The organism is Comamonas sp. JUb58 (assembly GCF_004364775.1).
Taxonomy (GTDB): domain Bacteria; phylum Pseudomonadota; class Gammaproteobacteria; order Burkholderiales; family Burkholderiaceae_C; genus Comamonas.
Genome location: NZ_SOAL01000001.1, coordinates 235,790 through 248,704, shown reverse-complemented (window position 1 = coordinate 248,704; position 12,915 = coordinate 235,790). Strand labels below are relative to the sequence as shown.

Below are 12,915 nucleotides of genomic sequence, written 5' to 3'. Positions count from 1 at the left end.
GGAGACAAGCATGTTGAAATTTCGTCGTGCGCTGATAGGTGTTGCGGTACTTGCCGCTGCCAGCCTGGCTGCACCGGGGGCCATGGCCCAGGGCGACTACCCGTCGCGCCCCATCGTCCTGGTCAACCCCTATGCGGTCGGCGGCTCTGCGGACCTGCTGGGGCGGGCGCTTGCCAAGGAGCTGGGCGACTTGCTGGGCCAGTCGGTGATTGTGGAGAACAAGGCGGGCGGAGGTGCATCGATTGGGGCGGCCTTTGTGGCCAAGGCGGCGCCGGATGGCTACACCTTGCTGCTGGGCACGGCGGCTGCGCATACCGTCACCCCGCTCGCCACCAAGGTGGCCTACCACGGCGTGGACGATTTTGAGTTCATCGGCATGGTGGCCAATGTGCCCAATGTGCTGACGGTGCATCCTTCGGTGCCGGCCAAGACGCTCAAGGAGTTCATTGCGCTGGCCAAGTCCGAGCCGGGCAAGCTGAGCTATGCCTCGGCGGGCATGGGCTCATCGCCCCACATCGGAGCGGAAACCTTCAAGCATGCGGCTGGGGTGGAACTGCTGCATGTGCCCTACAAGGGCGCAGCACCGGCGGTGAACGACATGGTGGCGGGCGTGGCCCAGGTGGGTTTTCTGAACATCTCCGCCGTGCTGCCCTTCATCAAATCCAACCGTTTGCGCGCCTTGGCCTATGGCGGCAGCAAGCGCTCTCCGGACATGCCTGATGTGCCCACCTTTGCAGAGGCCGGTGTCGCCAACAGCGAAATGGGCAGCTGGTATTCGCTCGCCGCGCCGGCCAAAACGCCAGCGGCCGTGGTGGACAAGCTGGCAGCCGCTTTGCAGACTGTGCAGTCCAAGCCAGAGTTCAAGAAGCTGCTGCTGGCCCAGAACGCGGAGCCCATGCCACAAATGAAGGCGCAGGCGACCGAGTTCATCAAGGTGGATGGAAAGCGGCTGGCCGAGCTGGTGCAGGCCACGGGCATGAAATTGCAAAACTGAGACAGAGGTTTTTGAGTATGCAGACATTTCCTGAGTTCAGCACCCTGCGCATTGACGTGGATGCTGCGGTCGCCACCCTGTGGTTGGCCAGGCCTGAAAGCCGCAATGCCTTGAATGTGGCGATGTGCCAAGAGCTGGTTGAGGCCTGCGATGCTTTGGAGCAGGCCGACACGGTGCGCGTCATCGTGGTACGCGGCGAAGGCGTCGCCTTCTGCGCGGGGGCGGACCTCAAAGAGCGGCAGGGCATGAGCCCCGCAGAGATCATTGCGCGCCGGGTCAATGGCTTCACCGCCTATGCGGCGATCGAAGCATTGTCCAAGCCTGTCATTGCTGCGATCCGGGGCCCGGCCTATGGCTCGGGCTGCGAGATTGCGGCAGCCTGCGACTTTGTGCTGGCGGATACCTCTGCCGCCTTCAAGTACCCCGAAGTGGGCTGGGGCACGGTGGGCGCGACCCAGCGCTTGCCGCGCATAGTGGGGCGGCGCATGGCCAAGGAGTTGCTGTTCACCGGTCGCGTCGTCGATGCCCAGGAGGCCTTGCAGCTGGGTATGGTGAACCATGTGTTCAGCAGCGATGCGTTTGAGGCGCAGGTCAAGGCGATGGCGCTACAGATTGCAGCCGCCAATCCGCTCACCGTGGCGCTGACCAAGCACAGCATTGATGCCGGCCTGGACACCACCCGGGAAGGGGCGATGGCCGTTGAGCTGCTCGCCATCCAGGAGAATCTGCGCCGCAGCGACTGGAAGAAGGCCATCGCAGGCTTTGGCAAGAAGGGAGATGGCGATGCAACTGCTCAATGACGCGCTGGTGCCGGTGCCTGTCACCCTGGCGCAGGTGTTGAATGCGGTGTGCCAACAGCGTGGCCAGGCACAGGCCTATGTGGGGCCGGGCGAAAGCTGGAGCTGGGCGCAGATCACCGCACAGAGCCGGCGCATAGCGGCCGCCTTGCATGCGGCCGGCATTGGCAAGGGTGACCATGTGGGCCTGATGCTGGGAAACTCCGGCGAATGGATCGCCGCCTTTTTTGCCTGTGCCACGGTGGGCGCGGTGACGGTGCCGGTCAACACCCGTTTCAAGGCAGATGAGTTGCTGTTCTGCCTGAAGCAGGCTGATGTGCGGCTGTTGATCCATGCCGACCGTTTTCTGGGCATTAACTTCACAGGCATGCTGCGCCAGGTGGAGCCTGCCATCGATACGCAGTTGCCCGGTGCGGCACTGCCCCAGCTGCGCCAGGTGGTGTGCATCGGCGGCCAGGGCCTTGCTGCGGCTGTGACCTCATATGAGGCATTTCTGGCAGACGGGGCAGGGGTGGGCGATGCGACGCTGGACACGCTGGCAGCGCAGGTGCGCCCGGACGACATTCTGTTGATCCAGTACACCTCGGGAACCACCTCGTTCCCCAAGGGAGTGATGCTGACCCATGCCAACATGCTGGGCGACGCGGCCTGCGTGGCCAGGCGCATGGGCGTGACGGCCGATGACCGCTACTTCAGCATTCGGCCGTTTTTCCATGTGGCGGGCAGTACCTTGTCGGTGCTGGTGTCGTTGGTGTCGGGTTGCTGCCTGCTCAGCTTGCCCAAGTTTGATGTGGCGCAGGCGCTGGAGGTGCTGGAGCGCGAGCGTTGCACGCTGACTTCGGGCAACGACACGATCTTTCTGATGCTGATGGGGCATGAGACCTTCGATGCCTCACGCCTGCATCTGAAAGGCGGCTGGGCGGCCGCAGGGCCGGAGGTGATGCAGAAGATCCGCGATGTCATGGGGGTGCCCCATGTCTGCAATGCCTACGGCCAGTCGGAGGCTTCGCCCAATGTGCTGCTGAGTGACCACGATGACGCATTTGAGCTGCGCCGGGATGGCCTCATGCGGCCCCACCCGGGAGTGGAGGTTCGGATTGCCGATGCCCAAACGGGGGCGCTGGTGGCGCCTGGCCAGGGGCAGGGCGAGATCCAGGTGCGCGGCTGGAACGTGATGCGCGGCTACTACAACATGCCCGAGGCCACCGCCAAGGCCATGACCGAGGATGGCTGGCTGCGCACCGGCGATATGGGCGAGCAGAGTGCCGATGGCCGCTTTCGCATGGTCGGGCGGCTCAAGGACATGTACCGCGTGGGCGGAGAGAACGTGGCACCGGCCGAGGTCGAAGAGGTGCTGCATGCCCACCCTGCCGTGCAGCAAGCGCAGGTCATTGGGGTGCCCGATGCCCGCTTGGGAGAAGTGACGGGCGCTTTTGTGCTGCTCAAACCCGGCCAGCAGGCCAGTGGTGATGAGCTTATTGCCTGGTGCAAGGCGCGCTGCGCGAATTTCAAGGTGCCTCGTTACCTGGAACTGGTGGACAGCTTCGAGAACATCGGCATGACGGGCAGCAGCAAGGTGCAGAAGAACAAGCTGCGCGCGCATGCGCTGGAGCTGTGGAAGATCCAACCAGACACGGTGGCCGCATGATGCTGAACGCTTCTCTCTCTCGCGAAGACGATGGGCGCGATGTCGTCCTGTGCGAATGCTTTGCACGCGATGGTTTGCAGCATGAGTCGGTGATGTTGCCAACCGCCACCAAGGTAGACCTGATCCGGCGTTTTGCCGACATGGGGTTTGCGCGCATCGAGGCGACCTCGTATTCCAACCCCAAGGTGATTCCCCAATTTGCCGATGCCAGCGAGTTGCTGCAGGCGCTGCCACGTGCAGCGGGTGCGTTCTACAAGGCGACCTGTGCCAATCTACGGGCGGTGGAGCGGGCACTGGCCGACCGCGAGGCCGGCTATGGCGCCAACGAGATCAGTCTGCTGGTGTCTGCAACCGACTCCCATTCCCTGAAGAACCTGGCCCGCAGCCGGGCCGACCAATGGCAGAACATTGCGCAGATGGCCGCAGCCGCTGCTGAGCAGTTTCGGCTGATCGGAACGATCTCGATGGCCTTTGGCTGCCCTTTCGAGGGTTGGGTCGACCCAGACAGTGTGCTGGCGGATGTGGGACGCTTTCGGGATGCCGGGGTGCGCTATGTGACCTTGGGCGACACGACGGGCACCGCAACGCCGCGTGTGACAACAGAGCTGTTCAGGCGCATGCGCACGGCCTACCCCGATGTGACACCGATTGCGCACTTTCATGACACGCGGGGCACCGGCTTGGTGAACTACGTGGCTGCGCTGGATGCCGGTGTGCGGCACTTTGACTGCGCGATGGGCGGCGTGGGTGGCCATCCCGCCAAGGTGAAATACGGCGGCGGCCACACGGGCAATGTCAGCAGCGAGGACCTGATCGACCTGTTTGAAAACATGGGCGTCAAGACCGGTATCGACATGCAGGCCTTGCTGGAGACCGCAGAGCTGTGCGAAGCGGTACTGGGGCGTGAGCTGCATGCCCGCGTGGTGCGCAGCGGATTGAACCCCTTGCGCAGTGCAGCGCGATGAGTGTTGCAAGCGCTACGGAGAACCTATGCCGTCACCGGCCACTGGTATGACCGCCGCCCACCTGGAGCCAGCGCTTTCCGCCTACCCGGAGGTGGCGCCGTTTGCTGAATGGTTGGGCCTGGTGACCGAGACGGCCGCCGAAGGGCGTGCCGTGCTCCGGCTTGCGTTGCGCAAAGAGCTGCTCAACCGGCGGGGCGCCATCCATGGCGGGGTGCTTGCCAGCATGCTCGACAGCGCCATGGCCCGTGCCAGCCGCACACTGGACGGGGTGGAGGAGCTGGGCGGCACCACCGATCTACATGTGCAGTACATGCAGCCTGCGGAGGGCGACCTGCAGGTCAGGGCCTGGGTGGAGCATGCGGCCCACACCTTGGTGTTTTGCCGCGCCGAGATCCGCGATGCGGCCGACCGCCTGGTGGCTTCAGGCACCGCGTCATTGAGAATTCGCCGAAAACGGAGCCAATGGTCTCCGTGATTTTCTATACTTCATGAATGCCTAAAACAGACCTCATGCCTTCCGCAGATGCTCAGGAGCCCAAAACCGCCAGCCATTTCAAGGAGCTGGTGTCGTTTCGCCTGAACATGCTTGCAAGCCATTGGAGCCGCCTGGCTGCAGAGTCGAACCAACGTGATTTCGAGCTGGACCCCCGGGAATGGCGGATTTTGGGGATGTTGGGGGCGAATGCGCCCATGTCCCTGCAAGGCCTGGCACGTGAGGTGAATATCGACAAGAGTCTGGCCAGCCGTGCGGTGTCTTTGATGATTGACCGTGGCCTGCTGCAGCGCGGCGCGGACCAGTCCGATGGTCGGGGCGTGCAATTGAGCCTCACGGCCAAGGGCAAGCAGCTCTACCGCAAGGTGTTCCCCAAGGCCGTCAAGCGCAATGAGGAACTGCTCTCGGTGCTCAGCAGCCAGGAGCGCGAGGTCTTCGACCGGGCGCTGGACCTGCTGACGGCGCATGCGCATGAGACCTTGGCCCGAGAGCGCGCAAAGGCGGCCAAGCCCAAACGCAAACCGGGCGCGGTCATCGCCGCCGATTGAGGGGCTGGGCCAGGCCCCTCAAGGCAAATTCTCCCGAAAAATAATCTGACTGCGCACGATGTCCACCGCCGTCATCGTGTCGAGCTGGTCGCGCAGATTGCTGAACATGCGGATGCAGCTCATGATGATGCCCAGGTGGCTTTGGGTGATGACGGCGTCCATGGTGCCGTTGATCAGCAGGGCGCGGGTGTCGGGGGTGAGGCCGTGGCCGATGAGGACGACCTGGTGCTCGCGGCCGGCTTCCTGCAATGCGCGGCCCACGCCATCGGATGAACCACCGATGTTGTAGATACCGGCGATATGCGGGTGGCGCTGCAGCAGCTCCTTGGTCTGCTGGTAGTTGCGGGAGGAGTCGTCATAGCTCTCGCGCAGGCCCAGGATCTGCATGTCGGGGAACTGCTCGGCATGCAGTTGCAGAAAACCGCCCTCGCGCTCCTCATGCGCCAGGTAGCTGCGCGATCCTGCAATCAGCGCGATTTGCGCATCGCGGCGCTGGCTGCCGATAAAGCGGGCGAGCAGGTAGGCGGCGGTGCGGCCGGCTGCGCGGTTGTCCAGCCCCACATAGGCGATGCGGGCGCTGTTGTCCAGATCAGAGATCACAGTCAACGTAGGCACGCCCCGGTCGGCGAGTTGCTGCACGGCTTCGCGCACAGCGGGGTGCTCGATGGCCATGAAGGCGATCCCCTGCACCCGTTTGCCCAGGCGCAGCAAGCTGGCGGCCAGCGCTTCGGGGTTGAAGCTTTCGACATATTCCACCTGGCATTTGACGTTGAAGGGCGCCTGGTGGCTTTCTGAAAAGCCAATCGTGTCGCCCAGCATGCGCAGGTAGGGGTTCTGCCCTTGGGGCAGCACAAAGGCCAGCTTCCAGGGCGCGGATTGCGGCGCGGCATCGGCCAGCGCATCGGGCAGGTAGCCCAGCGCCTGCGCGGCCTGGCGCACTTTCTGCACGGTGATGGGGCGCACGCCGGGGCGCTGGTTCAGCACCCGGTCGGCGGTCGCGGTGGAGACGCCCGCCAGGGCGGCCACGGTTTTGAGCGTGAGACGCTGCGGGGGCATTGCTGGGTGGCTAGGCATCAGAAAACATCAGATTCAATCATTTTGTGCGTTTGACTATAGCAAGTCGTTTGCATATCTTCCAGTATGAGATCTGTGCCATTACATCAATTCAAATCAAATACTAGGAGACAAGCATGACCGAACTCAGCCGCCGTTCCCTCATCAAGGGACTGACTGCCTTGCCTGCCGCGGGCATGGTGTCGGGCTTTCCATTGATCGCGCGTGCGGCCGAGTTCTCGCTCAAATACGGCAACAACCTGCCGCTGAGCCACCCGCTGAACATCCGTGCACAAGAGGCGGCAGACCGCATCCGCAAGGAAAGCAATGGCCGCGTCGAGCTGGCCATCTACCCCAACAACCAGCTGGGTGGCGATACCGACATGCTGGCGCAGGTGCGCTCGGGCGGTATCGATTTCTTCACGCCATCGGCGCTGGTGATTGCCACCCTGGTGCCGGCAGCGGCCATCAATGCGGTGGGCTTTGCGTTTACCAACTACGACCAGGTCTGGAAGGCGATGGACGGCCAGCTGGGCGCGATGGTGCGGGCCGAGATTGCCAAGCGCAAGCTCTATGCGTTCGAGAAGATGTGGGACAACGGTTTCCGCCAGACCACCAGCAGCAAGGGCGCGGTGCAAAGCGCCAAGGACATGGATGGCCTCAAGATCCGCGTGCCGGTGAGCCCGATGCCGATTGCGATGTTCAAGGGTCTGGGCGCTGCGCCGGCCAGCCTGCAGTTCTCCGAGGTGTACTCGTCGTTGCAGACCCGCATTGTGGATGCGCAGGAGAACCCGCTGCCCATCATCCAGGTGGCCAAGCTCTACGAGGTGCAGAAGTTCTGCTCGCTGACCAACCATATCTGGGACGGCTACTGGTTCATTGCCAACGGCCGCATGTGGGAGAGCCTGCCGGCCGATCTGAAGAAGATTGTGGCCACCGCCATCAACGATGCCGGTATGGCGCAGCGGGCGGATATCAGCCAGCTCAATGCCTCGGTGCAGGCCGATCTGGCCAGCAAGGGCCTGCAGTTCAACCAACCGGATGCGGAGAGCTTTCGCGCGGCGCTGCGCAGCTCGGGCTTTTACAAGGATTGGCAAGGCCGCTTTGGCAAGGACGTGTGGAGCCTGCTCGAAGGCGCCGTTGGCAAGCTCGCTTGAGCGCTGCCTGATTCACCGTTCTGACCAAGAGCATTGCCATGTCCCACCCTGCAACCCCCGCACTGGCGGGGCTCTCTCCCGCGCCGCCCGACAACGCCTTGGCCTCGCTGGCGCGTGGCGTTGACCGTGGCCTGGGCGCCATCGTCGAGACGGCGGCCGCCGCCTTGGTGTTGGCCGAAATCATCGTGCTGTTTGCCGGCGTGGTGGCGCGCTATGTGTTCCACCAGCCGCTGGTTTGGTCCGATGAGCTGGCCTCGCTGATGTTTCTGTGGCTGTCCATGCTGGGTGCCGTGGTGGCGCTGCGCCGGGGCGAGCACATGCGCATGACGGCCTTTATCAACAACGTGCGGCCAGGGCTGCGCGCGGCGTTGGAGGCCTTTGCGCTGGCCGCATCGCTGGCCTTTTTGCTGATGGTGCTGGGCCCCGCCTACGAGTACGCGGAGGAGGAGGCCTTTATCACCACGCCGGCGATGGAGCTGAGCAATGCCTGGCGGGCCGCAGCGCTGCCGGTGGGCATGGGCCTGATGGCCGTGGTGGCCTTGCTGCGCCTGCTGACGCAGACCAGCTGGCAAAAGGCGCTGGCGGCAGTGGCCATGGTGGCGGGGCTGGTGCTGCTGTTCTGGCTGTGCCAGCCGCTGTTCAAAAGCCTGGGCAAGTTCAACCTGGTGATCTTCTTTGTGCTGGTGGTGGCGGGCACGGTGTTTGCGGGTGTGCCGATTGCGTTCTCGTTTGCGCTGGCCACCTTTGGCTACCTGGCACTGACCACGCGCACACCGCTGGTGGTGATGGTGGGCCGGCTGGATGAGGGCATGTCGCACCTGATCATGCTGGCAGTGCCGATGTTCATTTTTCTGGGCTCGCTGATCGAGATGACCGGCATGGCCAAGGCGATGATCCAGTTTCTGGCCAGCCTGCTGGGCCGCGTGCGCGGGGGCCTTTCGTACGTGCTGATTGGCGCGATGTACCTGGTCTCGGGCATCTCGGGATCGAAGGTGGCCGACATGGCGGCGATTGCGCCGGTGCTGTTCCCAGAGATGAAAAAGCGCGGCGCCAAGGAGGGCGATCTGGTCGCGCTGTTGTCGGCTACCGGCGCGCAGACGGAGACCATTCCGCCGTCCATCGTGCTGATCACCATTGGCTCGGTCACCGGCATATCGATTGCCGCGCTGTTTACCGGCGGCATGCTGCCAGCCGTGGTGCTGGGCGCTGCGCTGTGCTGCGTTGTGTGGTGGCGCTACCGCAAAGAGGATCTGGGCGGTGTGGAGCGCTTCAGCGGCAAGCAGATTGGCCGCTTGCTGGTGATTGCCTTGCCGGCGCTGGCCTTGCCCTTTGTGATCCGCGCTGCCGTCGTGGAGGGGATTGCGACGGCAACCGAGGTGTCCACCATCGGCGTGGTCTATTCGGTGCTGGTGGGCCTGTTCATCTACCGCTGCTTTGACTGGCGGCGCCTGAAGCCCATGCTGGTGGAGACGGCCTCGCTGTCGGGCGCGATCATGCTGATTGTGGGTTGCGCCACCGGCATGGCCTGGGGGCTGACGCAGTCGGGCTTTTCGTCTGACCTGGCCAAGGCGATGACCAGCATGCCGGGCGGCAGCTGGGGTTTTCTGGCGATCTCCATCGTCTGCTTCATCGTGCTGGGCAGTGTGCTCGAAGGCATCCCCGCCATCGTGCTGTTTGGCCCGCTGCTGTTCCCCATTGCCAAAGAAGTGGGCGTGCACGAGGTGCATTACGCAATGGTCGTCATCTTTGCGATGGGCATTGGCCTGTTTGCGCCGCCCTTTGGCGTGGGCTACTACGGCGCCTGCGCGATCAGCAAGGTCAACCCCAACGAAGGCATTCGGCCCATTGGCGGCTACATGCTGGCGCTGTTCATCGGGCTGCTCTTTGTGGCGGCCATCCCCTGGATTTCTACTGGATTTCTTTAAAGCGGGCTGCGGTCTCAGGGCCCGCTTTTAGGTCTAGGTCTGCATCGCGTGTACCCCACGTGAGGCAGCGCCTATGCCACCAACGCAACAACCAACCCTACAACAAACGAAAGACAAGCTATGAGTCGCTTTTTGGGAGAGATCCGCCAGCTGGGCTATGTGGTCAACGATATCGAGGCCGCGATGCAGTACTGGAGCGAGACCTTGGGCGTGGGCCCCTGGTTCTACAACCCGAAGGTGCCGATCGAGAACTACCAGTACGCGGGCGAGCGCTACCAGCCGCACAACTCGGTGGCGCTGGCCAACTCGGGCTTTGTGCAGGTGGAGCTGATCCAGGTGCGCAACGATGTGCCGTCGATGTACCGCGACTTTCTGCGCGCCGGCCGCACGGGCCTGCAGCATGTGGCGTACTGGACCACCGACTACGACGCCGATCTGCAGCGCTTGCTGGCGCAGGGCTTCAAGCCGCAGATGAGTGGCGAGGTGGGCAAGAACGGCCGCTTTATCTACTTTGACACCGAGTACCACCCGGGCACGGTGATCGAGCTGTCCGAGGTGATGGGGCCCAAGGGAAAGATGTTTGATCTGATCCGCGCGGCCTCCCAGGACTGGGATGGCCAGAACCCCGTGCGCCCATTCCCTGACCTCAATACCCTGTGATGGCCGGCCCGCCCTGGGCCTGGAAATGCGATGAAATCTACCCATTTTGAAGCCAGCTACCTGATCGAGACGCCACTGGCGCCCGAGGCCGTGGCCGAGGTGATGGCCGGCGAGCAATCCTGCGGCACCTTTACGCGCGTGGCGGGCGAGACCGATGACCTGCGGGCGCGCGCGCGTGCCCAGGTGCTGCAGGTGCAGCACCTGGGCACGGTGGAGCGGCCCAGCCTGCCCAATGCTTGGCTGGAGCGCCAAGGCTATGGCGCGGGCGCGAACTGGCAGCGTGCGCGTGTGCGCATTGCCTTCCCCATTGCCAATGTGGGTGCCAACCTGCCCACCTTGGCGGCCACCGTCAGCGGCAATCTGTATGACCTGGGAGAAGTATCGGGCCTGCGGCTGGAAAGCCTGGACCTACCGCCGGACTACCGCGACCAGTTCGATCTGCCGACCCTGGGCGTGGCCGGCACGCGGCGCAGCATTGGGGCCAGCGCGGGCGCGATGGTCGGCACCATCATCAAGCCCAATGTGGGCCTGTCTGCCCAGCAGACGGCCGACTTGGTGCGGCAGCTCTGCGATGCGGGCGTGGACTTTATCAAGGACGACGAGGTATCGGCCAACCCGGCGCATGCACCGCTGCAGGAGCGCATTCCGGCGGTGATGCGCGTGATCCGCGAGCACCGGGAGCGCACCGGAAAATGGGTGATGGTGGCCTTCAACATCACGGATGAGACCAGCGCCATGCTGCGCCATGCCGATCTGGTGCAGCAGGAGGGCGGCAGCTGCGTGATGGCCAGCATCAACTGGTGCGGGCTGTCGGGCATCCAGAGCCTGCGCCGCCACACGCCGTTGGCGCTGCATGCGCACCGCAATGGCTATGGCGCGCTGTCGCGCGACCCGATGCTGGGCATGGGCTACCAGGCCTACCACACCCTGTGGCGCCTGGCCGGGGTGGACCATGTGCATGTGCATGGCCTGCAGGGCAAGTTTGCCCAGCCCGATGCCGAGGTGGTGGAATCCGCGCAGGACTGCCAGCGGCGCCTGTCTGCCGCGCAGGATGACCGCGTGCTGCCGGCCTTCTCATCGGGCCAGTGGGCCGGCACGGTGCCTGCGACCTGGGCGGCGCTGCAGAGCGATGACCTGCTGTTCATGTCGGGCGGCGGCATTCTGGCCCACCCCGATGGTCCGGCTGCCGGCGTAGTGAGCATTCGCCAGGCCTGGGCTGCCGTGCGCGAAGGCAGCAGCCTGGACGACTATGCCTGGCATGCGCCGGAGCTGGCGCGCGCGCTGCAGTTTTTTGGCAAGCGCGGATAGGCGACATGCTGGACACCTTGCTGCGCGGCCAGCCCGCCGTCGTCTGGTATGGCGATGACTTTACCGGTGCGACCGACACCCTGGCCACGGTGGCGCAGGCGGGCCTGCGCTCCCTGCTTTTTCTGGATGTGCCGACCGAAGCGCAGCGGGCCAAGGCTGGGCCCTTGCAGGCCATTGGCATTGCCGGTGCCGCCCGCAGCCTGCCGCCGGCCGCAATGGCCGAGGTGCTGGCGCCGGTGGCGCAGTTCATGGCCGCCAGCGGCGCGCCACTGCTGCACTACAAATGCTGCTCCACCTTTGACAGCGCTCCGCATGTGGGCAGCATTGGCGCGGCCGTGGCGGCCTTGCGCAAGGTGGCGCCTGCATCACCAGCGGTGATCGTTGGCGGCCAGCCCAATATCGGGCGCTTCTGCGCCTTTGGCAACCTGTTTGCACAGGCGGGGCCGGGCGGCGCGGTGCAGCGCCTTGACCGCCATCCCACCATGCGGCAGCACCCTGTCACCCCCATGGACGAGGCTGACCTGCGCCTGCACCTGGCCAAGCAGGGGCTGGCCGATATTCGGCTGCTGAGTACGCGGCAGCTGGAGCTGGCGGGTGCCGATACCGAGGTGCTGCTGCGCTGGATGCAGGCGCAAGAAGGCGCAGGCCCTGTGCCAGATGCCTTGCTGATCGACCTGGTGCATGAAGCCCAGCTGCCGCAGATTGGCGCGCTGCTGTGGGCGCGCGTGCAGCAGTCGCCCTTGCTGGCCGTGGGGCCCAGCGGCGTGGAGCAGTGCCTGATAGCAGGATGGCGCCAACTGGGGTTATTGGGAGCGCTGCCAGTGGCGGAACCGCTGGCGCCTGCGCAGGGCCCGGTGCTGGTGCTGGTGGGCAGCCTGTCGCCGGTCTCCAGCCAGCAGATTGCGGCCAGCCAGCAGTTTGACAAGAGGGAGGTGGATGTGGGCCGGCTGTTGGCCGAGGAGGGCTATCTGCCCGCCTGTGCGTCCCAGCTGGCCCAGGGGCTGCACGATGGGCACCATATGCTGGCGCATACCAGCCGGCCCAACCAAGCGGTGGACGCGGCCACGACAGCAGCGGTGGCACAGCGCAGCGCGCAGCTGGTGGCCGAGACCTTGCGCCTGCTGGCAGTACAAGGCCAGCCCTTGCGGCGCCTGGGCATTGCGGGCGGCGATACCTCCAGCCTGGCGACGCAGGCGTTGGGGCTGTGGGGGCTGGCCTTCCACAGCACCTTGGCGCCCGGGGTAACCATGAGCGTGGCGCGCAGCGATGATGTGCGCATCGATGGGCTGGAGCTGATGCTCAAAGGCGGCCAGATGGGCGATGCGCAGCTGTTTGACCGGCTGGTGACGGGGGCGGGCTGAGGGGCG

12 protein-coding genes are annotated in these 12,915 nt (G+C 64.7%); 11 read left to right on the top strand and 1 reads right to left on the bottom strand.

Annotated elements, in window-relative coordinates; all coding sequences use genetic code 11:
* Positions 1–10: 10 nt before the first annotated feature.
* From EDF71_RS01135 to EDF71_RS01110, 6 genes are read left to right on the top strand one after another with little or no spacing between them, the layout of a single operon-like run.
* Entirely contained in the window at positions 11–994 is a 984-nt protein-coding gene (locus EDF71_RS01135) for a tripartite tricarboxylate transporter substrate binding protein (RefSeq protein WP_133854793.1), read from the top strand.
* 17 nt (positions 995–1,011) lie between these two features.
* Positions 1,012–1,794 carry an enoyl-CoA hydratase/isomerase family protein gene (locus EDF71_RS01130; protein ID WP_133854792.1) on the top strand — a complete coding sequence of 261 codons (783 nt, stop codon included), beginning with the start codon at positions 1,012–1,014 and terminating at the stop codon, positions 1,792–1,794.
* A complete protein-coding gene (locus EDF71_RS01125) occupies positions 1,778–3,439 on the top strand; it encodes an AMP-binding protein (RefSeq protein WP_243854111.1) in 1,662 nt (553 codons plus the stop codon). Before EDF71_RS01130 ends, EDF71_RS01125 begins: the two co-directional genes overlap by 17 nt.
* The gene (locus tag EDF71_RS01120) at positions 3,439–4,404 is read left to right on the top strand and encodes a hydroxymethylglutaryl-CoA lyase (protein WP_133855004.1); all 966 of its coding nucleotides are present in this window, start codon (positions 3,439–3,441) and stop codon (positions 4,402–4,404) included. The genes EDF71_RS01125 and EDF71_RS01120 overlap by 1 nt, the downstream gene beginning before the upstream one ends.
* A 46-nt stretch (positions 4,405–4,450) precedes the next feature.
* Positions 4,451–4,879 (top strand): PaaI family thioesterase, encoded by a 429-nt coding sequence (locus EDF71_RS01115; protein WP_166656422.1) that lies wholly within the window; start codon positions 4,451–4,453, stop codon positions 4,877–4,879.
* A gap of 35 nt (positions 4,880–4,914) precedes the next feature.
* Positions 4,915–5,445: a MarR family transcriptional regulator gene (locus EDF71_RS01110; protein ID WP_133854790.1), complete on the top strand. Its 531-nt coding sequence runs from the start codon at positions 4,915–4,917 to the stop codon at positions 5,443–5,445.
* 18 nt (positions 5,446–5,463) lie between these two features.
* Here EDF71_RS01110 and EDF71_RS01105 read toward each other — a convergent pair whose 3' ends face one another.
* The gene (locus EDF71_RS01105; protein ID WP_243854110.1) at positions 5,464–6,501 is read right to left on the bottom strand and encodes a LacI family DNA-binding transcriptional regulator; all 1,038 of its coding nucleotides are present in this window, start codon (positions 6,499–6,501) and stop codon (positions 5,464–5,466) included.
* Between the two features lie 134 nt (positions 6,502–6,635).
* Here EDF71_RS01105 and EDF71_RS01100 point away from each other — a divergent pair, with 134 nt between their 5' ends.
* The 5 genes from EDF71_RS01100 (at position 6,636) to EDF71_RS01080 (ending at position 12,909) form a co-directional block, all read left to right on the top strand.
* Complete coding sequence (locus EDF71_RS01100) at positions 6,636–7,655, top strand: TRAP transporter substrate-binding protein (protein ID WP_133854788.1); 1,020 nt, start codon at positions 6,636–6,638, stop codon at positions 7,653–7,655.
* A gap of 38 nt (positions 7,656–7,693) precedes the next feature.
* On the top strand, positions 7,694–9,580 hold the full coding sequence (locus EDF71_RS01095) for a TRAP transporter large permease subunit (RefSeq protein WP_133854787.1): 1,887 nt from the start codon (positions 7,694–7,696) through the stop codon (positions 9,578–9,580).
* Between the two features lie 120 nt (positions 9,581–9,700).
* Complete coding sequence (locus EDF71_RS01090; RefSeq protein WP_133854786.1) at positions 9,701–10,240, top strand: VOC family protein; 540 nt, start codon at positions 9,701–9,703, stop codon at positions 10,238–10,240.
* Positions 10,241–10,270: 30 nt separating this feature from the next.
* Positions 10,271–11,548, top strand: coding sequence for a ribulose-bisphosphate carboxylase large subunit family protein (locus EDF71_RS01085; RefSeq protein WP_133854785.1), 1,278 nt, complete (start codon positions 10,271–10,273; stop codon positions 11,546–11,548).
* Between the two features lie 5 nt (positions 11,549–11,553).
* Positions 11,554–12,909, top strand: coding sequence for a four-carbon acid sugar kinase family protein (locus tag EDF71_RS01080; RefSeq protein ID WP_133854784.1), 1,356 nt, complete (start codon positions 11,554–11,556; stop codon positions 12,907–12,909).
* Positions 12,910–12,915 lie beyond the last annotated feature (6 nt).